This is a genomic window from Microbacterium sp. X-17, assembly GCF_039615055.1.
In genome coordinates this window covers 279,920-304,314 of the sequence record NZ_JBDHNI010000005.1, presented here as the reverse complement: position 1 = coordinate 304,314, position 24,395 = coordinate 279,920, and the positions used below count along the sequence as shown (strand labels likewise).

The window sequence follows — 24,395 nt, the reverse complement described above, 5'->3', positions numbered from 1 at the left end:
TCCTCGGATTGGTAAGGGTAGCCTTACCATATCGGAAGTGAGGGCGTCAGCGCTCCGCGGGGTGCGGCAGGCCGCGCAGCGCAGCGTCTGCGGGCGTCGGACGTGCGATCGGGATGCGGGTGCCGAGCACCTGCGACACGACGTCCTGTGCGATCTTGGCCGGCGTCAGTCCGGCATCCCGGAGGATCTCCGCGCGGGAGGCGTGCTCGAGGAACGCGTCGGGGACGCCGAGCTCGTCGACGGCCGTGTCGACGCCCGCCTCGCGCAGCACCTGACGTACGCGCGTGCCGATGCCGCCGACGCGGATGCCGTCCTCGATCGTGATGACGAGGCGGTGTGCCGCGGCGAGCGTCACGAGCGACTCGGGCACCGGCACGACCCAGCGCGGGTCGACCACGGTGGCGCCGATCCCCTGCGCGCGCAGCCGCTCCGCGACCTCGATCGCGATCTGTGCCATGGGCCCGATGCCGACGAGCAGAACGTCCTCGGCTCCGTCGCGCACCAGCACGTCGACGCCGTCCGGAAGCCGCTCGAGCGCCGGCAGGTCGGCGGCGACAGCGCCGCGGGGGAAGCGGATGACGGTCGGAGCATCCGAGACCTCCAGCGACTCCTCGAGCTCCTCCCGGAGCCGGGCGGCGTCACGCGGCGCGGCGAGCCGGATGCCGGGCACGATCTGCAGCATCGCGAGGTCCCACACGCCGTGGTGGCTGGGGCCGTCGGGCCCGGTGACGCCCGCGCGATCGAGCACGAACGTGACGCCGGCCTTGTGCAGCGCGACATCCATCAGCACCTGGTCCATCGCCCGGTTCATGAACGTGGCGTAGATCGCCACGACCGGATGCAGCCCGCCGAACGCGAGGCCGGCCGCCGACGTCACGGCGTGCTGCTCCGCGATGCCGACGTCGAGGACGCGCTCAGGGAAGCGCTGGGCGAACGGGAGGAGACCCACCGGGCGCAGCATGGCGGCCGTGAGCGCGATGATGTCCGGGCGATCCTCCGCCAGATCGACGAGCGACTCCGCGAACACGTCGGTCCACGTCTGCTCGCGGGCGGCGGACAGCGGAGCCCCGGATGCCGCGTCGATGCGTCCGACGGAATGGAACTGGTCGGCCTCGTCGTTCAGCGCCGGCTCGTACCCCCGGCCCTTCTCCGTGATGGCGTGGACGATGACCGGCGCGCCGAAGTCCTTCGCCAGCTCGAGCGTCTCGATCAGGGCGGGGATGTCGTGACCGTCCACCGGCCCGAGGTACTTGATGTCGAGGTTCGAGTACAGCGCCTCGTTGTTGATGAAGCGCGACAGGAAGCCGTGCGCTCCCCCGCGGACGCCGCGGTACACGGCGCGCGCGATCGGGCCGAGACGGCGCGAGAGCGTGTCGGAGCCCTGGCGCAGCGTGCGGTACGAGTCCGCCGTCCGGACGCGGTTGAGGTACCGCGCCATCCCGCCGATCGTCGGGGCGTAGGAACGACCGTTGTCGTTCACGATGATGACGAGGTTGCGGTCGTTGTCGTCGCTGATGTTGTTCAGCGCCTCCCACGTCATCCCGCCCGTGAGCGCACCGTCGCCGACGACCGCCACGACGTGGCGGTCGCGGCGACCGGTGCGCGCGAACGCGCGGGAGACGCCGTCCGCCCAGCTCAGCGAGCTCGACGCGTGCGACGACTCGACGACGTCGTGCACGCTCTCCGCCCGCTGCGGGTAGCCGGCGAGGCCCCCGCGCGAACGCAGCCGCGAGAAGTCCTGCCGCCCCGTGAGGAGCTTGTGCACGTACGACTGGTGGCCCGTGTCGAAGATGATCGGATCGCTCGGCGAGTCGAACACGCGGTGAAGTGCGATCGTGAGCTCCACGACACCGAGGTTCGGCCCCAGATGCCCGCCCGTCTGGGCGACGTTCTCGATCAGGAACGCACGGACCTCATCGGCCAGCTGTGCGAGCTGCTCGAGATCGAGCGCGTCCAGATCCCGAGGGTTCGAGATCGTCGGCAGTATCCGCATCCGTTCCCCTCACGTCGACAGTGAACCTCCCCAGTTTACGGCCGGGACCCTGGGGAGCCCCTTAGACGAGCGAGCGCAGTACGTACTGGAGGATGCCGCCGTTGCGGTAGTAGTCCGCCTCGCCGGGGGTGTCGATCCGCACGACCGCGTCGAAGGTCACCGGCTGCTTGCCCGCCGGCGAGAACTCGCTCGGCGCCGCCGTGACGCGCACCGTCTTGGGGGTGACGCCCTCGTTGAGCTGCTCGAGGCCCTCGATCGAGACGATCTCGGTGCCGTCGAGGCCCAGCGACTTCCAGGTCTCGCCCGCGGGGAACTGCAGCGGCACGACGCCCATCCCGATGAGGTTCGAGCGGTGGATGCGCTCGAAGCTCTCCGTGATGACGGCCTTGACGCCGAGGAGGTTGGTGCCCTTCGCCGCCCAGTCGCGGGACGAGCCGGAGCCGTACTCCTTGCCGCCGAGGACGACGAGCGGAACGCCGGCGTCCTGGTAGTTCACGCTCGCGTCGTAGATGTACGACTGCGGGCCACCGGCCTGCGTGAAGTCGCGGGTGTAGCCGCCCTCCACGATCTGGCCGTCGTTGACGGCCGCGACGAGCTCGTTCTTCAGGCGGATGTTCGCGAACGTGCCGCGGATCATGACCTCGTGGTTGCCGCGGCGCGAGCCGTAGGAGTTGAAGTCCTTCTGCGCGACGCCGTGCTCCGTGAGGTACTGCGCCGCCGGCGTGCCGGCCTTGATGTTGCCCGCGGGGCTGATGTGGTCGGTCGTGACCGAGTCGCCCAGCGTCGCGAGGACGCGCGCGCCGTGGATGTCGGCGACCGGGGTCAGCTCCATCGACATGCCGTCGAAGTACGGGGCCTTCCGCACGTACGTGGAGGCCGGGTCCCACTCGAACTTCGCGGCATCCGGCGTCGGCAGGCTCTGCCAGCGCTCGTCGCCGTCGAAGACCGTGGCGTACTGCTTGATGAACTGCTCGCGCGAGATGGACGAGTCGATCGTCGTCTGCACGTCGTCCGGCGAGGGCCAGATGTCCTTGAGGAACACGTCGTTGCCGTCGGCATCCGTCCCGAGCGGGTCGGTCTCGAAGTCGAAGTTCATCGAGCCGGCGAGCGCGTACGCCACCACGAGCGGCGGCGACGCGAGGTAGTTCATCTTCACGTCGGGGCTGATGCGGCCCTCGAAGTTGCGGTTGCCCGAGAGGACGGCCGAGACGGCGAGGTCGTTCTCGTTGACGGCCGCCGAGACCTCCTCGATGAGAGGGCCGGAGTTGCCGATGCAGATCGTGCAGCCGTAGCCGACGGTGTAGAAGCCGATCGCCTCGAGCGCCTTGTCGAGGCCCGACTTCTCGTAGTAGTCGGTGACGACCTTCGAGCCGGGGCCGAGCGTCGTCTTGACCCACGGCTTGCGCTTCAGACCCTTGTTCACGGCGTTCTGCGCGAGGAGGCCGGCCGCGATCATGACCGACGGGTTCGACGTGTTGGTGCACGAGGTGATGGCCGCGAGCGTGACCGCACCGTTGTCGAGGATGTACGACTGCCCCTCGGGCGTCGTCACCCGGATCGGCTTGGACGCGCCGTTCGGGTGCCCCGAGGAGATGAGCACCTCGCTCGTGGAGGTCGCCTGCTCCCCCGGGAACACGCCCGGGTCGGAGGCCGGGAACGAGCTCTGCGAGTCGAGGTCGATGATCGAGTCGCTCGTGGACGGCGTCGCGTAGTTGACGATGTCCTTCTCGAACTGCGCCTTCGCCTCGGACAGGAGGATACGGTCCTGGGGGCGCTTCGGGCCGGCGATCGAGGGGACGACCGTCGCGAGGTCGAGCTCGAGGTACTCGCTGAAGACCGGCTCGTGAGCGGCGTCGTGCCAGAGCTTCTGCTCCTTCGCGTACGCCTCGACGAGCGCGACGGCCTGCTCGCTCCGACCGGTGAGGCGGAGGTAGTCGAGCGTGACGTCGTCGATCGGGAAGATCGCCGCGGTCGAGCCGAACTCAGGGCTCATGTTGCCGATCGTGGCGCGGTTGGCCAGCGGCACGGAGGCGACGCCCTCGCCGTAGAACTCGACGAACTTGCCGACCACGCCGTGCTTGCGCAGCATGTCGGTGATCGTGAGCACGACGTCGGTCGCGGTGACGCCCGACGGGATCGCCCCGGTGAGCTTGAAGCCGACGACGCGCGGGATGAGCATGGAGACGGGCTGGCCGAGCATCGCGGCCTCGGCCTCGATGCCGCCGACGCCCCAGCCGAGCACGCCGAGGCCGTTGACCATCGTCGTGTGGGAGTCGGTGCCGACGACGGTGTCGGGGTACGCGCGGAGCACGCCGTTCACGGTGCGGTCGTAGACGACCTTCGCGAGGTGCTCGATGTTCACCTGGTGGACGATGCCGGTTCCCGGCGGGACGACCTTGAAGTCGTCGAACGCCGTCTGGCCCCAGCGGAGGAACTGGTAGCGCTCGCCGTTGCGCTCGTATTCGATCTCGACGTTGCGCTCGAGGGCGTTCTCGGTGCCGAAGAGGTCGGCGATGACCGAGTGGTCGATGACGAGCTCAGCCGGAGAGAGCGGGTTGATCCGCTCCGGGTCGCCGCCGAGCGAGGTGACGGCCTCGCGCATCGTGGCGAGGTCGACGATGCAGGGGACGCCGGTGAAGTCCTGCATGACGACGCGCGCCGGGGTGAACTGGATCTCCGTGTCGGGCTCTGCGGCCGGGTCCCAGGAGCCGAGCGCCTCGATCTGGGCCTGTGTGACGTTCGCGCCGTCCTCGGTGCGCAGGAGGTTCTCCAGCAGCACCTTGAGGCTGAAGGGGAGCTTGGCGTGACCGTCTACCGCGTCGATGCGGAAGATCTCGTAGTCGGTGCCGCCCACCGTGAGGGTGCTCTTCGCACCGAAGCTGTCGACTGTGGACACGGTCTTCTCCTTCACCGGATTTTATCTTGACGTCGAGATAAACGTATCACTCCGCGGCGTCCGCCTGAGGCTTCGCGGCGGGGCGCTGGTACAGCGTGCGCACCGCGAGCCAAGACACGGCGACGAGGGGCGCGAACAGCGGGATCCCCATGATCAGCTTCGTGCTGCCGAGCGCCGTGACGTCGCCCGCGAAGTAGAGCGGGAGCTGCACCGCGAGGCGCGCGTAGAACAGGATCGCCCACGCGATCGCGAGCCAGAAGAACACGCGGCGCTTCCGCTTGCTGCGGCGCCATGCGAGGCCCTCGTTCATGAGGAAGCCGACGGCGAGCCCGATGAGGGACCAGCCGATGAGCGCCGAGACGAGGAAGGCCGTGCCGTACGCGGCGTTCGTCACGAAGCCCCACACGAAGTTGTCCTGCGCGCGGCCGGTGAGCAGGGACAGCACCGCGGCGCCGACGGCGGCGACGAGGCCGCCGATCGCGGCGGTCGCCGGCTGGCGCATCGCGAGGCGGACGATCGTGAAGACGGCCGCGATGCCGACGGAGATCACGAGGGACCACAGGAGGTCCTGCCAGATCGTGTAGATGACGAGGAACGCGAGCGAGGGCAGCACCGATTCGAGGATGCCGCGCCATCCGCCCATGGCCCGCCAGACGGCGTGCCCGGTCGATCCGCCGCTCGACGGGTCGAGGCCTGCGCGACGGGCCGCCTGGCCGAGCGCGGCGCTCCACGTGGCCGCCGCGCCGGTGCCGTCCTGCTCGGACGGCTTCTCGGATCCGGGCGGCGTGCTCATGCGGTGCCGGGCGTCGCCGGCATCTTCAGCGGGATGAGGTCGCGCGGCGGCATCGGGGAGCCCCCGCGCACGACGACGAGCGAGCGGAAGAGGTCCTCCACCTTCGCGGCCGCCTCGATGTCGCCGGTCGCGGCTCCCCCGATGACCCCGCGGAGGAACCAGCGGGGACCGTCCACACCGACGAAGCGCGCGAGGCGCATCTCGGAACTGCCGACCGCTGCCGGCACCTCGGCGAGGAGCTCCGGCCCGAGCGGACCCTCCCGCTCCTCGACCCGGCCGCCCTGCTGCCGCACCTGCGCGCGGATCTGCTCGCGGGTCTCGTCCCACAGGCCGGCGCTGCGCGGCGCGGCGAACGGCTGCACCTGGAGCGTGGAGTCGGCGTAGTCGAGGCCGACGGCGACGATGCGTTTCGTCTGCTCCTCGACCTCGAGCCGGAGGTTCAGGCCCTCGCGCGGGAGGACCTTCACGCCGCCGAGGTCGATGTACGGCCGGACGGGGTTGACCTCGGACTCGTCGAACGGGCCCTCCGTCTCGCGGTCCGCCGGCGCGCTCTTGCGTGCGGGCTGGTCCGCGGCCTCGATCGCCTCGCGCGCCTCGTCGCCGGTGTCTGCGGCGTTGTCGTCCGTGGTGTTCTCGCCCGCGGCGTTCTCGTCGGTGGGGTCGGGGGTCTGGGCGTCGCTCATGCGCGTGCTCCCTCCGTGCGCTCTGCCTGGTAGCCGGTCGAGCCGAAGCCGCCCTCGCCGCGGGCGCTCTCGGGGAGCTCCGACACCGGGAGGAATCGGACGCGCGGCACCGGCATCACGATGAGCTGCGCGATGCGATCGCCGACGTTGACGTCGTACGCCTCGGTCGCGTCGGTGTTCAGCAGCGAAACCTTCACCTCGCCCCGGTAGCCGGCATCCACCGTGCCCGGCGCGTTGACGATCGTGATGCCGTGCTTCGCGGCGAGGCCGCTGCGGGGCACCACGAACGCGGCGTATCCGTCTGGCAGTGCGATGCGCACGCCGGTGCCGACGAGGGCGCGCTGGCCGGGCTCGAGCCGCACCGCCTCGGCGGCGACGAGATCGGCCCCCGCGTCGCCGGGGTGGGCGAAGGCCGGGAGCTCGGGAGCGATAATGGGGACGTCAACCGTTTCGGCCACGCAACGAGGGTAATGCAGAAGCCCACTCCCGGCATCCGACTGCCGCAGGACCGCTATCGCGAGCGTCTTTCGCCCTCGCTGTGGACGCTGATCGCGCTCGCGGTCTGCGCTCCGATGGTCGCGCTCACGTTCACCCCGCTCAACTCCGCGCTGGCGCTCGTGCTCGGCGCGCTGACCGCCGTCGTGCTCGTCGCCGCGGCCGTGTTCGCCTCCCCGGTCGTCTCCGTGGAGGACGGGATGCTGCGCGCCGGTCGCGCCCGGATCCCGGTCGAGCTCCTCGGCGAGCCCGTGGCCCTGACGGGCGAACAGGCGCGTCAGGCGCGCGGGATCGAGCTCGATCCGCGCGACTGGCACCTCATCCGCGGCGGCATCGACGGCGTCGTCGTCGTGCCCGTCCAGGATCCGGACGACCCGACGCCGGCCTGGGTCATCTCCACGCGGACGCCGGACCGCCTCGCGGCGGTCGTCCGCCGCGCGCGCGGCTAGTCAGCCACCCGCGCACGCGGGCGCGCGGGTGGCTACGCGGCGCACTCCACGCAGATCGGGCCCAGCCGGTCCTCGTGGTCGAGCTGCGAGCGGTGCTTCACGAGGAAGCAGCTGACGCAGGTGAACTCGTCCTCCTGCGGCGGGAGCACGACGACGTCGAGCTCGAGGTCCGAGAGGTCGGCGCCCGGGAGCTCGAAGCCCGAAGGGTTGTCGGCGTCCTCCACGTCCACAGAGCCGGACAGCTTGTCGGGGACGCGCTCCTTGAGCGCCTCGATCGATTCGCTGTCGTCCTCGGTCTTGCGGGGGGCGTCGTAGTCGGTTGCCATTCGCGGTTGTCTCTCCAGAAGCTGTGCGCCGTCAGCGGGCGGCGATAGTTTGCACGACCTCCTCCCCTTTTGCAAATGCCCGGTGCGCGCTTAAGTGGATGCGGTCGCAGGCGTGAAACTCGCGGCGCGCGTCGGATATTCCGGAGGATGCCATCGGCCTGTGTCAGCATGGGCGCACACGGCAGATCGGAGGCGTGTTTCGCATGGAGAAGCTGAGAGTGATCGGCACCGAGGACGGTGCCCTCGTCCTCGCCACCGAGTCGGGCCAGCGGTTCTCGCTCCCCGTCGACGAGGTGCTCCGCGCTGAGCTCCGGCGCACCCAGCGGCGTGAGCCGCAGGAGCGTGCGGCACGTCCGAGCCCGCGGGAGATCCAGGCGCAGATCCGCGCTGGACTCTCCGCCGCCGAAGCCGCGCAGCTGCTCGGCATCAGCGTCGAGGACGTCGTCCGTTTCGAGGCGCCCGTCCTCGCCGAGCGCGAGTACGTCGTCGGGCAGGCGCTCGCCGTGCCGGTCCTCCTCGGCACCGAGATCGACCACGACCTCTCCTCGACCTTCGGCGCCGCGGTGCGCGCGAAGCTCGCCGACGCCGGCGCGATCGGCGAGCGGTGGACGAGCTGGAAGGAGGAGTCGGGCTGGGTCGTCAAGCTCGAGTTCACCTCCGCGGACGTGGACCACGACGCCCGCTGGTCGTTCGATCCCCGGCACAGCTCGCTCGCGCCCCTCAACCCCGACGCGACCCAGCTGTCGCGGCCGGGCACCCTGCCGGAAGGGCTCATCCCGCGTCTCCGCGCCCTCGAGGTGAGCGGCACGAAGGACGATTCGCGCTTCGACAGCGGCGCGTTCGGGATGCGGCGCACGGCCGAGGTCGAGCCGATCACGGCCCCCACGTCCAGCCCCGCGGCGCAGGATGCCGCGATCAAGCGCGCGCCGGAGACGCCCGTCGCTTCGACCGACACCGCCGATCTGCTGGAGGCGCTGCGCCGCCGCCGCGGTCAGCGCGAGCCCATGCCGAACGGCGAGCCGGAGCGCGCGACCGCTGCGGCTCCCGTGGCCCTGTTCGACGCCCTCGAGCCCGGCTACGACGACGCGCCGGGCGGAGACGCCGTCCTCGGCGAGCTCGCGGAGCACGACGACCCGCTCGCGTTCGTCGACGACACGGTCGTCGTGGCCGAGCACACGACCGACAACGGCCGTCGTCGCGGGCGCCCCGCGATGCCGTCGTGGGACGAGATCGTCTTCGGCGCCCGCACCGACGAGAGCTGAGCGCTCGGGTTCAGCCCGCGGCGTACGCGCCCAGACGGTGTAGCGGGACGATCCGCTCCGCATCGGTCAGGGAGCCGTGCTGACCCACCATGCGCTGCGGCGTCTTGTCCGCGACCCGATCGTCGTAGTACACGACGCTCGCGCGCGCGGCCACCAGGACATCGCCGATCCGGTCCCGCACCGCCGGATCCACGCGGGGCCCGAACAGGCCCGCGGCGATCGCCTCCTCGCGGGAGAGCACCCACGAGCGCGAGGACTCGGTCTCGCGCCAGCGGTCGAGCACGGCGTCGGCCCGGCCGTCTTCCGCGTACAGGTGCAGCATCCGCGGCTCTCCGCCGACCTCCGCGACGCCGTCGAGGAGCGGATCGCCCTCGCCGAGGAGGATCTGACGGTGTCGCGGGACGTCGATCATGCCGTGATCGGCCGTCACCAGCAGGCCGACGTCGGGCGGGAGGGCACGCGTGAGCTCACGGACGGCGGCATCCGTCTCCTCCAGCGCCGCGAGCCACTCGCCGGAGTCGACGCCGTGGCGGTGCCCGGCGCTGTCCAGCTCGGAGACGTAGAGGTAGACGAGAGCGCCGTCGTTCCCGTCGGCGAGGGCGCGAGCGCGGCGCACGCGCTCCCGCAGGTCGAGGACGCCGTGGAACTCGGCTCCCCGTGTCGTCGCGAGGCTGAAACCGGATCCTGCGAACTCGGGCTTCGAGACGACGAAGCCCGGCCTGCCGGCTCGTGCCCGGGCGGCGAGGAGCGGCTCGGTCCGCTGCCAGAGGCCCGGCGCCATGTCGGGCTCACGCCATCCGGTCAGCTGGTTGCGCACGTCGCCCGGGGCGACGCGGACGCGGTAGCCCACGATCCCGTGCTCCCCCGGCTCGACCCCGGTGAACAGGCTCGTCAGCGCGCTCGCCGTCGTGCTGGGGAAGACCGTCGTGGCGACGTCGCGCTTCCCGCCCGCCGCCGCGAGGAACCGGGCGTGGCCGGCGCGCTCGGCGATCATCCGCGCGCCGAGCCCGTCGATCACGAGCAGGATCGCGCTGCGCACCGGCGGCAGCCACCCGGACGCGGCGTCGAGGCTGGCGAGCATCTCCGGGAGCACGCCGGTGAGGCTCCGTGCCCGGGGGGACGCCGCCGGTAGGCTGACGGACATCGGGCCAGTCTCGCACGTCCCTCGACCGGTGACGTGAACCCCTGCACGCGGCCCTCCCCGACCCGAGGCACGCCGCATGACCCCTCCCGATCCCGCCCTCCACGACACGTCCCGTGTCGAGGACGTCGACGTCTCCACGGAGATGCAGGGCTCCTTCCTGGAGTACGCGTACTCCGTCATCTACTCGCGTGCGCTCCCGGACGCACGCGATGGGCTGAAGCCCGTGCAGCGCCGCATCGTGTACCAGATGGCCGACATGGGCCTGCGGCCCGACCGCGGGCACGTCAAGAGCTCCCGCGTCGTCGGCGAGGTCATGGGAAAGCTCCACCCGCACGGCGATGCGCCGATCTACGACGCGCTCGTGCGGCTCGCGCAGCCGTTTTCCCTGCGCGTTCCGCTGGTGGACGGCCACGGCAACTTCGGCTCGCTCGACGACGGCCCGGCCGCGCCCCGCTACACGGAGGCGCGCCTGGCCGCCGCCTCTCTCGCGCTGACCGCCGACCTCGACGAGGACGCGGTCGACTTCATCCCCAACTACGACGGGCAGTTCCAGCAACCCGAGGTACTCCCGGCGGCCTTCCCGAACTTGCTGGTCAACGGCGCGACCGGCATCGCCGTCGGCATGGCGACGAACATGGCTCCGCACAACCTCGGCGAGGTCGTGAGCGCCGCCGTGCACCTGCTCGAGCATCCGGACGCGACGCTCGACGACCTCATGGAGCACGTCCCCGGGCCCGACCTCCCCTCGGGGGGCGTCATCGTCGGCCTGGACGGCGTGAAGGATGCCTACGCCACGGGCCGCGGCACGTTCCGCACGCGGGCCCAGGTGGCGGTCGAGCAGCTGGGTCCGCGGCGCACGGGCCTGGTCGTGACGGAGCTGCCGTACCTCGTCGGGCCCGAGCGGGTGATCGAGAAGATCAAGGATGCCGTCGGCTCGAAGAAGCTGCAGGGCATCGCGGACGTCACCGACCTCACCGACCGCAAGAACGGGCTGCGGCTCGTGATCGGCATCAAGACCGGTTTTGATCCGAACGCGGTGCTCGAGCAGCTGTACCGTCTGACGCCTCTCGAGGACTCGTTCGGCATCAACAACGTCGCGCTCGTCGAGGGCCAGCCCCAGACGCTCGGACTCGTCCCGCTCCTGCGCGTCTACCTCGACCACCGCATCAGCGTGGTGCGACGCCGCAGCACGTTCCGCCTGGCGCGGCGGCGCGAGCGGCTGCACCTCGTCGAGGGCCTCCTCATCGCGATCCTCGACATCGACGAGGTCATCCAGGTCATCCGGGGCTCGGACGACGGCGAACAGGCGCGGGGAAGGCTCCGTGAGGTGTTCGACCTCTCCGAGGCCCAGGCCGAGTACATCCTCGAGCTCCGTCTGCGCCGCCTCACGCGGTTCTCGCGCATCGAGCTGGAGTCGGAGCGCGACGCGCTGCAGCAGGAGATCGCGGAGCTCGAGCGCCTTCTGGCCGACCCCGCGCTGGTGCGGTCCCAGGTCGCGCGTGAGCTGCAGGCCGTCGCCGACCAGCACGGGACACCGCGGCGCACCCTCCTCCTCGGGAGCCACCCCGTCGCGCCTCGGTCCGCCAAGGCGGCGGCGAACGCCGATCTGCGCCTCGCGGACACCCCGTGCCGGGTCTTTCTGTCCGCGACGGGGCGGATGGTGCGGGCCGAGCTGTCCGGGAACGGCGAGGCCGACGAGCCCGGGGCCGGCCCCACGGGCATCGTGCCCCCCGCACGGCGTTCGAAGCACGACGCCATCCGCTCGACGGCCGACACGACGACGCACGGCGAGCTGGGCGCGGTCACGAGCGCCGGGCGTCTGGTGCGCTTCTCCCCCGTCGACCTCCCCTCGGTTCCGGGCAACTCCGTACAGCTCGGGGCCGGCACGCGCGTCGACCACTATCTGACGCTCGCAAAGGGCGAGACCGTGCTCGCGGTCGTGCCGCTGACGGATGCGGTGCCGATCGCGATCGGGACGGCACAGGGCGTCGTCAAGCGCGTCTCCGCCGCGGAGATCGCCGCGCGCCCCGAGATCGAGCTGATCGCGCTCAAGCCCGGAGACACCGTCGTGGGGGCGGTCGTCGCGCCCGACGACACGGAGCTCGTGTTCGTGACCTCCGACGCGCAGCTCCTCCGCTTCGACGCCGGCTCCGTGCGACCGCAGGGTCGCGCCGCCGGCGGGATGGCCGGCATCCGCCTCTCCGCCGGCGCTCAGGCGCTCTTCTTCGGTGCGGTTGCGGCGGGCGCGGCGGAGGTCGTCGTCGTGACGATCGCGTCGGCATCCGAGGCCCTTCTCGGGACGGATGCCGGCACCGCGAAGGTGTCGGACTGGGCCGAGTTCCCGGCCAAGGGCCGCGCGACCGGCGGCGTCCGGGCGCAGCGGTTCCTGAAGGGCGAGGACGCGCTCGTCGTCGCGTGGGTCGGCGAGCAGCCGCGCGCCGTCGGCGCCGACGGCGCCGTGCGTCCGCTGCCGGCGCCGGGAGCGAAGCGCGACGCGAGCGGCGCGCCCCTGGACGCGGTCATCGCCGCGGTCGGCACCGCCATCCGCTGACCCCGACCCGGTCTCCCCGCAGCCGCCCCGCCCGCGCAGAGCCCGCCGCCCGCGCAGAGCCCGCCGCCCGCGCAGAGCCCGCCGCCCGCGCAGAGCCCGCCGCCCGCGCAGAGCCCGCCGCCCGCGTCATGAGCGGAGGAGATGTGAGGAAGGGAGGACCAGATGCGGCGGATCCGTCCTCCGCTCGTCCCATCTCCTCCGCTCGTCGCGCGGCAGGGGTGGGGAGGCGAGCGCGAAAGGGGCTCCGAACGGGGTCAGGCGTCGATGCGCTCGCGGGCGAGGCGGTCGCTCGACTCGACGATGAACTCGCGACGGGGGGCGACCTCGTTGCCCATGAGGAGCTCGAACACGGTCGCGGCGGACTCGGCGTCCGGCACCCGGACGCGGCGGAGCGTGCGGCCGGCGCGATCCATGGTGGTCGTCGCGAGCTGCTCGGCATCCATCTCGCCCAGGCCCTTGTAGCGCTGGATCGGCTCCTGCCAGCGGCGCCCGGCCGACCTCAGCCGCGCGAGGAGCTCGTGCAGCTGCTGCTCGCTGTAGGTGTAGATCGTCTCGTTCGGCTTGCTGCCGGGATGGATCACGACGACGCGATGCAGCGGCGGCACGGCCGCGTACACGCGGCCGGCCTCGATGAGCGGCCGCATGTACCGGAAGAAGAGCGTCAGCAGGAGCGTGCGGATGTGCGCGCCGTCGACGTCGGCGTCGCTCATCAGGATGACCTTCCCGTAGCGGGCGGCCTCGAGATCGAACGAACGGCCGGAGCCCGCACCGATCACCTGGAGGATGGACGCGCATTCGGCGTTGCCGAGCATGTCGCCGATGGAGGCCTTCTGCACGTTGAGGATCTTGCCGCGGATGGGCAGGAGCGCCTGGAATTCGCTATCGCGCGCGAGCTTCGCCGTCCCGAGCGCGGAGTCGCCCTCGACGATGAACAGCTCCGAGTCGCCCACGTCGTTGGAGCGGCAGTCCACGAGCTTCGCGGGCAGGGACGAGGACTCGAGCGCGTTCTTTCGGCGCTGCGTCTCCTTGTGCGCGCGGGCGGAGATCCGCGCCTTCATCTCGGCGACGATCTTCTCGAGGAGGAGGGACGTCTGCGCCTTGTCGTCCCGCTTCGTCGATGCGAATCGGGCGGTGAGCTCGGACGTGACGACGTTCGCGACGATCTGGCGCACGGCGGGCGTGCCGAGCACCTCCTTCGTCTGGCCCTCGAACTGCGGCTCCGGCAGCCGGACGGTCAGCACCGCGGTGAGCCCGGCGAGGATGTCGTCCTTCTCGAGCTTGTCGCTTCCGACCTTCAGCCGGCGGGCGTTCTGCTCGACCTGCGTGCGGAGGACCTTCATCAGCCCCTGCTCGAAGCCCTGCTGGTGGGTTCCGCCCTTCGGCGTCGCGATGATGTTGACGAACGACCGCGTCGTCGTTTCGTAGCCGTTCCCCCAGCGGAGGGCGATGTCGACCTGGCACTCGCGCTCGAGCTCGGTCGGCATCATGGCGCCGGATGCCTGCAGCACGGGCACGGTCTCGCGGAAGGTCCCCGTGCCTTCGAGACGCCAGGTGTCCGTCACCCCCGGGTCGGGCGCAACGAAGTCGGCGAACTCGGAGATGCCGCCGTCGAAGCGGTACGCGGTCTCGGACGGAGCCGCGTCGGCATCGCGCTCGTCCCGGATGACGATCTCCAGCCCCGGTACGAGGAACGCGGTCTGGCGCGCGCGCTGCTCAAGCTCGTCCAGGTGGAACGTCGCGTCGCGCGTGAAGATCTGGCGGTCGGCCCAATAGCGGATGCGGGTGCCCGTGACGGACTTGCCGACCTTCCCGGCCTTCCGGAGCTCGCTCGACCGTTCGAACGCCGCGAAGCCGGCATCCGGACCCGAGGCCCCGAACATCCCGGGCTCGCCGCGATGGAAGGACATGGCCCACGTGGCGCCGTCCCGGTCGACCTCGACGTCGAGACGTTCCGACAGCGCGTTGACCACGGAGGCGCCGACGCCGTGCAGACCTCCGGAGGCCGCGTAGGACCCGCCGCCGAACTTGCCGCCCGCGTGCAGCTTCGTGAAGACGACCTCGACACCGGTGAGCCCGGTCCGCGGTTCGACATCGACGGGGATGCCGCGCCCCTGGTCGCGCACCTCGACGCTGCCGTCCGCGTGGAGGACGATGTCGATCCGCGACCCGTTGCCGGCAAGGGCCTCGTCGACCGAGTTGTCGATGATCTCCCACAGGCAGTGCATGAGGCCGCGGGAATCGGTCGAGCCGATGTACATCCCCGGACGTTTCCGGACCGCCTCGAGGCCTTCGAGGACCTGAAGGTGATGGGCGGAATACTCGGACGTCACGGTCGTCCAGCCTAAGCCGGACTCGTGCGACCGCCGCGTCAACGCGCGGAACCCGGCCAGTGTGGTACGCGGACAGCGAAATGTCCGGCGCTCCGGGCATACCCCCGGGGTACGCGTGGTTTCATGTAACGACTCGCACGACAGAGGAGGCAGCGAAATGAGCACACTTTCAACATCGGAGCCCACCGTCGTGTACCGCCTCACCGCGATGGACCGGTGCGACTCGTGTGGCGCCCAGGCCTACATCGCCGCGGAGGTCAACGGCAGCGAACTCCTCTTCTGCGCCCACCACGGTCGCCGGTACGAGGAGAAGCTGCGCAGCATCGCGACGTCGTGGCACGACGAGACCGCGCGACTCAGCGAAGCGGTCTGACGCCCGAGTAGACCCGCGGCACGAGCGGGGAGATCCGCACGGCGATCTCCTCGCCGACCGTGCCGATCCGCTCGGCGAGGTCGGTGGCGGACGCTCCGCCGGCATCGGCGGTCCCGTAGATCACGACATGGTCGCCGATCCGCAGCACGTCGGAGCGGATGAGCGACTCGGTCTCGCCGAGCGGGCCCAGCACGTGCGGGCCGCGCTCGGTCGCCACCTCGAACGCCCCGAGGGTCGACGGCAGACCGTGCAGCGACCCGACGGGGACGACGACCGCGTCGCCGCGTCGCTCGACGACGTCCGCCTCGAGGCGTCCGATCGGACGGATGCGGAGCTGCGACTGGTCCGGACCGCCGGCCGGCCGGATGCCGTACGCGAAGGCGCCGACGCGGGCGAGGTCGAAGCGGAACTCCGGGCGGGCGAAGCTCGCGGCGCTGGCGGAGAGGTGCCGGAGGGCATGCCTGCCGAGGACCGCGTCGAGCTCGTCGGCCGCCGCCTCGAAGGCGGCGCGCGCCGTGTCGTCCTCCTCGTCGGAGGCCTCGGCGAGGTGGCTCCAGACGCCCTCGATGCGGATCGACCCGGCCCGCTCATGGGCGACCGCGCGCTCGACGAACGCGGCCCAGTGCTCGGGGCGGACGCCGTTACGGTGGAGGCCGGTGTCGATCTTGAGGTGTACGCGTACGCCGTGGCCGACCGCGGCGACGTCCTCGAGCAGCTCCGGGTCGCCCACGCCGATGTCGAGCGCCGCCTTGGCGGCCGCTTTCGCCTCGGCCCGGGACCCGAGCATCCACACGAACACGCGCGCGAACGCGGAACCGCCGTCGGGGAGAGCGTGGCGGACGGCCAGCCCCGTGGCGAGGTCGAACGCGCCGAACCAGCGCACGCCCTCCATCCACGCGCGGCGCACGATGGGACCGAGGCCGTGGCCGTACGCGTCGTCCTTCACGACGAGCAGGTGCTCGGTGTCGCCCAGGATCCCGCGGATGCGCGCGAGGTTCCGGGAGAACACGTCGAGGTCGACGTGGAGCGCGAGCGTCACCGGAGGTGCTCCCGCCCCGCGCGGAGGCCGACGACCGTGATGATCTCGGCGGCGTGCAGTCCCGTGGCCTCGCTCCAGTCCCGGACAGGGGGCTCACCGGCATCCGGCTCGCCGAAGAAGACGACGTCGTCGCCGCGCGCGAGGTCCGCGGCGCCGATCTCGATGACGCAGACGTCCATCGCGACGCGACCGATGATCGGATGCCTCTCCCCCGCTGCCGTCACGGTGACGCGATTGCCGAGCGCGCGGACGATCCCCTGCGCGTAGCCGCCGGTGACGAGCGCGATCCGCGTGTCGCCGGCGGCGCGGTGCGTATAGCCGTACGAGACGCCCTCGCCGGCGCGCAGCTCCTTCACCGAGAGCACGCTGCCGGAGAGTCGCATGACGGCGTGTCCGCCGTCGCCGGACAGCCCGAACAGGGTCACGAGGTCGACGCAGCGGCCGCCGGGGAGGTGCTCCAGCACGCGGTCGGAACCGAATCGCTCGGCCAGGTCGTCGCGCTGGGCGGGCTCCACCACGACCCGGGCGATGCCCGTCTCGAGCAGGGTCGCCGCGACCTCGACGGCGCCGTGGCCCCACGCGTCCGCTCGGAGGTCCGCGGCCGCGTCGCCGCCGGACCAGGGTGCCGCGTTCGCTCGCAACGCGGTGTGCGAGATCTGCGCGACGGGCCCCGGGATGCTACCCACCACGCCCTCTAGACTATCCGGGTCCCACCCGCCGACCCTCCGGAGACCGCATGCCGCCGCGCAGACTCGACCTGTCCACCCGCGTCTCGTACCTCCTCGAGCGGGCGCGCCGGATCGACGTCGGCTCGGTCGTCGAGCGCGCGCGGGAGACGTCGCAGCTGCACGACAAGTGGATGCCGGCGGTCGTCGTCGACATGCTGTGGCAGGCCGGCGTCCGCAACGTCGGGTTCCAGGACTACGTCGACTACGACTTCGCGATCCTCGGCCGCACCGAGCGCGCGACGTACATGACGCATCCGGTCTCGAACCAGATCGCGCAGAAGTACGCGCATCCCGACGACCGGCACCTGTTCCACGACAAGATCGAGTTCGACCGCGTCTTCGACCGTTACCTCCGGCGCGAATGGATGACCGTGGAGCCGGACAACGCCGACGGGCTTCGCGCGTTCGCCGAGCGCCTGGGCACGATCGTGACCAAGGTGCCGGTGAGCCAGGCCGGGCTCGGCGTGCACCGGTACCGGGCGGCGGACATCGAGGACTGGACCGCTTTCCATCGCGGCCTCCGCGAGCGCGGCGAGCTGCTCGTCGAGGAGGTCATCGTGCAGCACGCCGACCTCGCCGCGGTGTGCCCCGGCACGGTCAACACCACACGTGTCACCGCGTTCTTCGACGGGACCGAGACGCACGTGCTCGCGATCGCGCAGAAGTTCGGTCGCGGCGAGGTGAGCGACCAGATGTCGTTCGGCGGCTTCTACACGATGCTCGACGACCGTGGGCACGCGGTCGGACCCGGCTACGACTCGCACGGGCACGTGCACGAGTTCCACCCGGACTCCGGCGTGCGGATCGCGGACTTCCAGCTGCCCATGATCGACGAGGTCCTCGCGTTCGTCGACGAGGTCGCGCGCGTCGTCCCCCGCGTGCAGTACGTCGGATGGGATGTCGTGGTCTCGCCCGACGGCCCGGTCCTCGTGGAGGGAAACTGGGCCGCCGGCGTGTACGAGAACAAGCCGAGCGTCACCGGCATCCGCACCGGCCACAAGGCCCGCTACCGCGACGCCATCGGCTTCTGAGGTCAGGCGGGGCGGACGACGCCCAGGGGCGTGGACTCCGTGCCCTGGCCGAGGGGGTTGTCGGCGAGGATGCGCACCAGCCGCTGCTCGCCGGCCCGGTCGAGGGTCGAGCCGAGGATGTTGCCGCCGAGGTCGTTGATGTCGACCACCGCGACATCGACCCGCCCGCCGAGCAGCTGCCGCAGATGCGCGGCCACCTCGCGCGGGCGCGCAGGACCCAGCACGACCGACCGGTCGTACGGGGGGATCGTGCCCGTGGTCGGGCCGTCGATCGCGCGCGCCTTCTCCCCCGCGACACGGTAGAAGTCGCCGCGGCGGCCGAACAGCTTCGTCACGGCGGAGACCGCGGCGGCGAAGAGGATGCGCAGCGTCCCGCATTCGCGGAGCGCCATCTCCATCGTCTCCGGCATGCCGAGCCCGATGCCGTACGGCGTGCGCACGACGAACCGGGAGAGGAACCGCGCGAGCCGGCGGGGCCGGATGTCCTCCACGAGGTACGAGCGGCCCTGCGTGATCGCGACGATCTTCTCGGTCACGAACAGCAGATCGCCCGGCTCCACGGCATCCGTCGCGTACTCGCGCACGACGTCGTCGAGGACGTCGCCGGGCATCACGACCCGGGTGCGGATCGGGATGCGCGCGTACGACGTGCCATCGACGGCGACGACGAGCGTCTTGCCGGCGTTCGCCTCCGGTGTCATCGAGCGGAGCTCACTCGAGGTAGTCGCGCAGCGACTGCGACCGCGAGGGGTGGCGGAGCTTCGCCATCGTCTTCGACTCGATCTGGCGGATCCGCTCGCGCGTGACCCCGAACGTGTCGCCGATCTGGTCGAGCGTCTTCGGCTGCCCGTCGCCGAGCCCGAAGCGCATGCGGATCACGCCCGCCTCGCGCTCGGACAGGGAGTCGAGGAGCGACTCGAGCTGGCGCTGCAGCATCGTGAAGCCCACCGCGTCGGCCGGCACGACCGCCTCGGTGTCCTCGATGAGGTCGCCGAACTCGCTGTCGCCGTCCTCGCCGAGGGGCGTGTGCAGCGAGATCGGCTCCCGGCCGTACTTCTGCACCTCGATGACCTTCTCGGGGGTCATGTCGAGCTCGCGGCTGAGCTCCTCGGGCGTGGGTTCGCGACCCAGGTCCTGCAGCATCTGCCGCTGCACGCGGGCGAGCTTGTTGATGACCTCGACCATGTGGACCGGGATACGGATCGTCCGCGCCTGGTCGGCCATCGCGCGCGTGATCGCCTGACGGATCCACCACGTGGCGTAGGTCGAGAACTTGAAGCCCTTCGTGTAGTCGAACTTCTCGACGGCACGGATGAGGCCCAGGTTCCCCTCCTGGATGAGATCGAGGAACTGCATCCCGCGGCCCGTGTAACGCTTCGCGAGCGACACGACGAGGCGTAGGTTCGCGCCGAGCAGGTGGCTCTTGGCGCGCTGGCCGTCGCGCGCGACCCACTGCAGGTCGAGGCCGAGCTGGCCCGACTTCTCCGCAGCCGACATGTGCGAAAGCTTCTCCTCGGCGAACAGGCCCGCCTCGATCCGCATCGCGAGCTCGACCTCTTCGGCCGCGTTCAGCAGCGGGACCTTGCCGATCTGCTTCAGGTAGTCCTTGACCGGGTCGGCCGTGGCGCCCGTGATCTGCGTCGAGTACACGGGGACGTCGTCCTCGTCACTCGACGAGATGACGATCGCGCCGGACGGCAGCGGCTCGGTGAACGGACGCTTCCCCGACTCCTCCTCATCGGAGTCGTCGTCGGATGCCGCGGCCGCGGTCTTCTTCTCGGCGGCGGGCCCGTCCTCCCCGTCGGCGCTCCCGGAGTCGTCGGAGTCGGAGTCGTCGGAATCGGTGTCCGAGTCGGTGTCGTCGCCGTCCTCCGAGTCCGCGGAGTCGTCCGTGTCCTCGCCGTCGGCGTCCTCGACGTCGACCTCGTCGAGGTCGGCGTCTTCGTCCTCATCGACCTCGTCCGACGGCTTCTTCGCCGACTTGGCCGCGGTCTCGGCCTTCTTGGTGGTGGTCCGCTTCGTCGCGGTCGCCGTCTTGGCCGTGGTCGTCGTGTCTGCCTCGTCCGTCTCAGAATCGACCGTCTTCTTCGTACGAGAACGCGTCGTGGTCTTCGTGGCTGTCGTCACAGTTCGCCTTTCACCGGGTATCGCACATCTGGCCGACACCGGTCGCTTTCGTACACGAGATATGACCCTTGTCAAGTCCCTCGCGTGGCGCGACGCCGATCGAAGGTTGACAACGGGTCAGAACTCTCATTGTCTCACACGGACCCGCGCGCCCCGTACGGCCGATGTCCACTCTCCACACAACTCCCGACGGGCCCGTGGTATTCCCTCGGCGGTTCGGACAAAGGGTCTACACGGGAATCGGCGACGAGTCGGTCGCGAGTCAGCCGAGGGGGCCGCCGCGCCGGTCGTCGTCGCTCGGCGGGCGGGTCGCGAGGAATCGCTCCAGCTCGGCGGCGAGCTCGTCCGCGGTCGGCAGGTCGCCGGCGTGGAGGATCGGCGTGGCCTGCGTCGCGCCCGCCATGTAGGCGTCGTAGCGCTCCTCCAGGTTCGCGAGCATCTGGGTCAGCTCCTCGCTGCCGGTCACCTGTTCCGCGACCCGCTCGAGGTACTCCGTGTTCGCCTCGCGCAGGTCGTCGATCGAGAACACCCGGCCGGTGGCGAGGCTGATGCTGTCGAGCGCCGCGAGGGTCGAGCCGGGGTACTCGGTGTCGCCCAGGTAGTGCGGGACGAGCAGGACGAACCCGGCGATGCTCATGCCCTCTTCCGCGAAGCGGTATTCGAGGAGATGACCGACCGTGGCCGGTACCTGCGTGTGCGGCTTCCAGATCGAGTGGGCCTCGGTGAGGTCCCCCCGGTTCCCGGATACCGTCGTTCCGATCGGGCGCGTGTGCGGCACGGGCATCGGGATCGCGTGTACCCAGGTGACGGTCGACACCTGGAACTCGTCCGCGAACTCGAGCACCGATCGGCTGAAGGCATCCCACGCGAAGTCGGGCTCGTAGCCCGCCAGGAGAAGGAACTCGCTCCCGAGGGCATCGTGCGCGAGCGAGAGCTCGAGTCGCTGCGGCGCGTAGTCCGTGAGATGGTCAGCCTCGAACGTCACGATCGGGCGCCGCGCGCGGTAGTCGAGCAGCACATCGTTCGCGTAGAGGGCGATCGGCTCGGGGTTCAATTCCGCACGGGCATAGTCGACGAGCTGCGTCACCGCGGAACCGGCATCCGTGAAACCGGTCAGCGCGATCACGAGCGGGAGTCCGGGCGGCACGAGAGGCGCCGGTTGGACACGCTCGAAAAGGGGCGCTGCGGCAGGCATGGCACCACTCTAGGCGGCGGCCTCCGGCGACGCTCCGGATACCGCTGTGGGCGAACAGTCACGGGGAGGGGCGCGCTGGCGGTTTATGGGAGGGCACGTATGTGTCGCTTCCTAGGATGGAGCCCATGCCGTTTCCCGAGCTGTCGCGCAGCGATGCGCCCGTGACCGAGACCGACGCCGACGCCATCGTCCTGGCCCTTCCCCCGCTCGAGGAAGCCGCTTCGGTGCTCAGGGCCTGGCCCGGGCTCGCGGACGCGCTCGCGGCGGTGGGCTTCACCGGAGCGGCGAATGCGTATGCGCGTGTCTATGCCCCCGCGAGCACGCGGCGTCCGATCGCCGTCGTCGGCACCGGCAAGGCGCCGGATGCCGCGACGGTGCGCACGGCCGTCGGCGCGGCGCTGCGCACGCTGACCGGGTTCGAGACGGTCGCCGTGGCGGCCCCGGCCGCCTCCGACGCCGGAGCCGCTGTCGCGGAGGGCGCGGCCCTCGGCGGCTACCGCTTCGAGGGCTACAAGTCCGAACCGAAGCCGGCGCGGGCGCGTCGCGTCGTCGTACACGCGGCATCCGTGGACGACGCCGCCATCCGCCGGGCGTCCGCGGCGGCGGGGGCGGTCGCGCTCGTGAAGGACCTCGCGGCCACGCCCGCGGAGTGGCTCGGCCCTGCCGAGCTCGCGCAGCGCGCGGCGGACGTCGTTGCCGACCTCCCGGTGCGGGTGACGGTCCTGGACGAGGTCGCTCTCGCGGAGGGCGGGTACGGCGGCATCCTCGGCGTGGGCCGCGGGTCGGATCGGCCACCGCGCCTCGTGCACCTCGACTACGCGCCCGAGGGCGCCGCGCGGCACGTGGCCCTCGTCGGCAAGGGGATCACGTTCGACACGGGCGGCCTGTCGCTGAAGCCCGCAGCCAGCATGGTCGGGATGAAGTACGACATGACGGGTGCCGCGGTCGCGCTCGCCGTGCTGCGTGCCGCGGCGGAGCTCGCGCTCCCGGTCCGCGTGAGCGCGTGGCTGGTCATCGCAGACAACATGCCCTCCGGCCGGGCGACGCGCCCCGGCGACGTGCTGCGGATGCTCGACGGCACGACCGTCGAGGTCCTGAACACCGACGCCGAGGGCCGGCTCGTGCTCGCGGACGGCCTCGTCGCCGCGAGTCGCGAGCATCCCGACCTCCTCGTCGACATCGCGACCCTCACGGGCGCCATCTCGGTCGCGCTCGGCACGCGGCACGCGGGCGTGCTCGGCGACGACGCCGCGGTCGCGGATTACCTCGCGGCGGCGTCGCGCGCGGGCGAGGACGCCTGGCAGCTGCCCCTGCCCCCGCACATGGAAGAGGACCTCGACTCCCCCATCGCCGACCTCGTGAACGCGAAGATCGGCGATCCCGCCGGCGGCTCGCTGTTCGCGGGGCTCTTCCTCCGGAGGTTCGTCGGGCGGGTCTCGGAGGAGAAGGATGCGCCGCGTCTGCCGTGGGTGCACCTCGACATCGCGGGCGTCGGCTGGAACAAGGCCGCGCCATACGGTTTCACGGACAAGGGGCCGACGGGCGCGACCGTCCGCAGCCTCATCGAGCTGATCACGGAGGCGGGACGATGACCGAACAGCGCGTGGATGTCGCGATCCTGGGCGGCGGGAGCGCCGGCTATGCGGCGGCCCTCCGGGCGGCGGAGCTCGGGAAGTCGGTCGTGCTCGTCGAGCGTGACAAGGTCGGCGGCACCTGCCTGCACCGCGGCTGCGTGCCCACGAAGGCGATGCTGCACGCCGCCGAGCTCGCCGATGCCGGTCGAGACGCCGCGGATGCCGGCATCCGGCTGTCCTTCGACGGTGTGGATGCCGCAGCCCTCGCGAGCTATCGCGACCGGATTGTGGCGCGCAAGCACACCGGCCTGCAGAGCCTCTTGAAGGCGCGCGCCATCACGACCGTGTCCGGCGAGGGACGCCTGGAGGCGGGGCCCGCGATCCGCGTCGGCGACGACCTCTACGTCGCGGACGCCGTCGTGCTCGCGACGGGCGCCGTGACCCGGACGCTCCCTGGCGTGCCGCTCGGCGGGCGGATCCTCGGGAGCGAGTCGGCGCTCGCGCTCGACCGGATTCCGGAGCGTGTCGTGGTGCTCGGCGGCGGCGTGATCGGCGTCGAGTTCGCGAGCATGTGGCGCTCGCTCGGCGCCGAGGTCACGATCGTCGAGGCACTCGACCACCTGGTCCCGGCCGAGGACATCGTGCTCTCGAAGGGGCTGGAGCGCGCGTTCCGCAAGCGCGGGATCGAGCTGCGCCTGGGTGCGCGCGTCGCCTCGGTCACGGAGACGGGCGAGAGCGTTCGTGTCACGCTCGAGGACGGCGCCGAGCTCGAGGGCGACACCGTGCTCGTCGCGGTCGGTCGCGGTCCGGCGACGGCAGGCCTGGGCCTCGAGGAGGTCGGCGTCGCGGTGGAGGACGGGTTCGTCGTCACCGACGACCGCCTGCGGACGAACGTCCGGGGCGTGTGGGCCGCGGGCGACATCGTGCGCGGGCCGCAGCTCGCGCACCGCGGGTTCCAGCACGGCATCCAGATCGCGGAGCAGATCGCCGGGCTCGACCCGGTGCCGGTGCCGGACACGCTGGTCCCCCGCATCGCCTACTCGCACCCGGAGGTCGCCTCGGTGGGGCTCACCGAGGAGCGCGCGCGGGCGGAGTACGGCGCGGACGCGGTGCGCGCGGTCGAGTACAACCTCGCCGGCAATGCGCGGAGCGAGATCCTCGGCACGTCCGGAACCGTCAAGGTCGTGCGGCGGGTCGACGGCCCCGTCGTGGGCGTGCATCTCATCGGCGATCGGGTCGGCGAGCTCATCACCGAGGGCCAGCTGGCCATCGGCTGGGAGGCCCACCCGGAGGACATCGCACCATTCGTCCATGCCCATCCGACTCAGAGCGAGGCGCTCGGCGAGGCGTTCCTCGCCCTCGCCGGCAAGCCCCTCCACCAGCTCTGAGCGCGCTCGGGATCACTA

Annotated in this window: 20 protein-coding genes; 7 read left to right on the top strand and 13 right to left on the bottom strand. The window is 71.3% G+C overall.

The features are described from left to right. Positions 1–46: 46 nt before the first annotated feature. From dxs to dut, 5 genes are all read right to left on the bottom strand, one after another. Positions 47–1,993, bottom strand: coding sequence for a 1-deoxy-D-xylulose-5-phosphate synthase (gene dxs, locus ABCS02_RS24345; RefSeq protein WP_345838283.1), 1,947 nt, complete (start codon positions 1,991–1,993; stop codon positions 47–49). Between the two features lie 61 nt (positions 1,994–2,054). Beyond that, entirely contained in the window at positions 2,055–4,889 is a 2,835-nt protein-coding gene (locus ABCS02_RS24340; RefSeq protein WP_345838282.1) for an aconitate hydratase, read from the bottom strand. Between the two features lie 46 nt (positions 4,890–4,935). Then, positions 4,936–5,682 (bottom strand): DUF3159 domain-containing protein, encoded by a 747-nt coding sequence (locus tag ABCS02_RS24335; RefSeq protein WP_345838281.1) that lies wholly within the window; start codon positions 5,680–5,682, stop codon positions 4,936–4,938. Beyond that, positions 5,679–6,365 carry a DUF3710 domain-containing protein gene (locus tag ABCS02_RS24330; protein WP_345838280.1) on the bottom strand — a complete coding sequence of 229 codons (687 nt, stop codon included), beginning with the start codon at positions 6,363–6,365 and terminating at the stop codon, positions 5,679–5,681. Before ABCS02_RS24330 ends, ABCS02_RS24335 begins: the two co-directional genes overlap by 4 nt. After that, a complete protein-coding gene (gene dut / locus ABCS02_RS24325; RefSeq protein ID WP_345838279.1) occupies positions 6,362–6,823 on the bottom strand; it encodes a dUTP diphosphatase in 462 nt (153 codons plus the stop codon). The genes ABCS02_RS24330 and dut overlap by 4 nt, the downstream gene beginning before the upstream one ends. Positions 6,824–6,835: 12 nt before the next feature. Between dut and ABCS02_RS24320 the strand changes: the two genes are divergently transcribed. After that, the gene (locus ABCS02_RS24320; RefSeq protein ID WP_345838278.1) at positions 6,836–7,309 is read left to right on the top strand and encodes a DUF3093 family protein; all 474 of its coding nucleotides are present in this window, start codon (positions 6,836–6,838) and stop codon (positions 7,307–7,309) included. A gap of 32 nt (positions 7,310–7,341) precedes the next feature. Here ABCS02_RS24320 and ABCS02_RS24315 read toward each other — a convergent pair whose 3' ends face one another. Next, positions 7,342–7,635, bottom strand: coding sequence for a DUF4193 domain-containing protein (locus ABCS02_RS24315; RefSeq protein ID WP_345838277.1), 294 nt, complete (start codon positions 7,633–7,635; stop codon positions 7,342–7,344). 203 nt (positions 7,636–7,838) lie between these two features. On the opposite strand from ABCS02_RS24315, the gene sepH reads away from it, so the two are divergent. Next, positions 7,839–8,897 (top strand): septation protein SepH, encoded by a 1,059-nt coding sequence (sepH, locus tag ABCS02_RS24310; RefSeq protein WP_345838276.1) that lies wholly within the window; start codon positions 7,839–7,841, stop codon positions 8,895–8,897. Positions 8,898–8,907: 10 nt separating this feature from the next. Here sepH and ABCS02_RS24305 read toward each other — a convergent pair whose 3' ends face one another. Continuing rightward, entirely contained in the window at positions 8,908–10,041 is a 1,134-nt protein-coding gene (locus ABCS02_RS24305) for a nucleotide pyrophosphatase/phosphodiesterase family protein (RefSeq protein WP_345838275.1), read from the bottom strand. A 76-nt stretch (positions 10,042–10,117) separates the two neighbouring features. Between ABCS02_RS24305 and ABCS02_RS24300 the strand changes: the two genes are divergently transcribed. Continuing rightward, a complete protein-coding gene (locus ABCS02_RS24300; RefSeq protein WP_345838274.1) occupies positions 10,118–12,592 on the top strand; it encodes a DNA topoisomerase (ATP-hydrolyzing) in 2,475 nt (824 codons plus the stop codon). A gap of 254 nt (positions 12,593–12,846) precedes the next feature. Here the strand turns inward: ABCS02_RS24300 and ABCS02_RS24295 are convergent, their stop codons facing one another. Then, positions 12,847–14,922, bottom strand: a complete 2,076-nt coding sequence (locus tag ABCS02_RS24295) for a DNA topoisomerase IV subunit B (protein ID WP_345838273.1) — start codon at positions 14,920–14,922, stop codon at positions 12,847–12,849. A gap of 157 nt (positions 14,923–15,079) precedes the next feature. Here ABCS02_RS24295 and ABCS02_RS24290 point away from each other — a divergent pair, with 157 nt between their 5' ends. Continuing rightward, entirely contained in the window at positions 15,080–15,295 is a 216-nt protein-coding gene (locus tag ABCS02_RS24290; RefSeq protein ID WP_345838272.1) for a hypothetical protein, read from the top strand. Here ABCS02_RS24290 and ABCS02_RS24285 read toward each other — a convergent pair. Both ABCS02_RS24285 and ABCS02_RS24280 read right to left on the bottom strand, forming a co-directional pair. Then, complete coding sequence (locus ABCS02_RS24285) at positions 15,279–16,334, bottom strand: alanine racemase (protein ID WP_345838271.1); 1,056 nt, start codon at positions 16,332–16,334, stop codon at positions 15,279–15,281. The two genes, ABCS02_RS24290 and ABCS02_RS24285, sit on opposite strands and share 17 nt — an antisense overlap. After that, positions 16,331–17,023: an alanine racemase C-terminal domain-containing protein gene (locus ABCS02_RS24280; protein ID WP_345838270.1), complete on the bottom strand. Its 693-nt coding sequence runs from the start codon at positions 17,021–17,023 to the stop codon at positions 16,331–16,333. The genes ABCS02_RS24285 and ABCS02_RS24280 overlap by 4 nt, the downstream gene beginning before the upstream one ends. 47 nt (positions 17,024–17,070) lie before the next feature. Between ABCS02_RS24280 and ABCS02_RS24275 the strand changes: the two genes are divergently transcribed. Next, positions 17,071–18,093 carry a sugar-transfer associated ATP-grasp domain-containing protein gene (locus ABCS02_RS24275; RefSeq protein ID WP_345838269.1) on the top strand — a complete coding sequence of 341 codons (1,023 nt, stop codon included), beginning with the start codon at positions 17,071–17,073 and terminating at the stop codon, positions 18,091–18,093. A gap of 2 nt (positions 18,094–18,095) precedes the next feature. Here the strand turns inward: ABCS02_RS24275 and ABCS02_RS24270 are convergent, their stop codons facing one another. The 3 genes from ABCS02_RS24270 to ABCS02_RS24260 form a co-directional block, all read right to left on the bottom strand. Then, complete coding sequence (locus ABCS02_RS24270) at positions 18,096–18,794, bottom strand: coenzyme F420-0:L-glutamate ligase (RefSeq protein ID WP_345838268.1); 699 nt, start codon at positions 18,792–18,794, stop codon at positions 18,096–18,098. Between the two features lie 10 nt (positions 18,795–18,804). Then, positions 18,805–20,241: an RNA polymerase sigma factor gene (locus ABCS02_RS24265; protein WP_345838595.1), complete on the bottom strand. Its 1,437-nt coding sequence runs from the start codon at positions 20,239–20,241 to the stop codon at positions 18,805–18,807. A 241-nt stretch (positions 20,242–20,482) separates the two neighbouring features. After that, entirely contained in the window at positions 20,483–21,415 is a 933-nt protein-coding gene (locus ABCS02_RS24260) for a PAC2 family protein (protein ID WP_345838267.1), read from the bottom strand. Positions 21,416–21,540: 125 nt separating this feature from the next. Between ABCS02_RS24260 and ABCS02_RS24255 the strand changes: the two genes are divergently transcribed. After that, positions 21,541–23,007, top strand: coding sequence for a leucyl aminopeptidase (locus tag ABCS02_RS24255; protein WP_345838266.1), 1,467 nt, complete (start codon positions 21,541–21,543; stop codon positions 23,005–23,007). After that, positions 23,004–24,377 (top strand): dihydrolipoyl dehydrogenase, encoded by a 1,374-nt coding sequence (gene lpdA, locus ABCS02_RS24250; protein ID WP_345838265.1) that lies wholly within the window; start codon positions 23,004–23,006, stop codon positions 24,375–24,377. Before ABCS02_RS24255 ends, lpdA begins: the two co-directional genes overlap by 4 nt. The last annotated feature ends 18 nt before the right edge of the window (positions 24,378–24,395 follow it).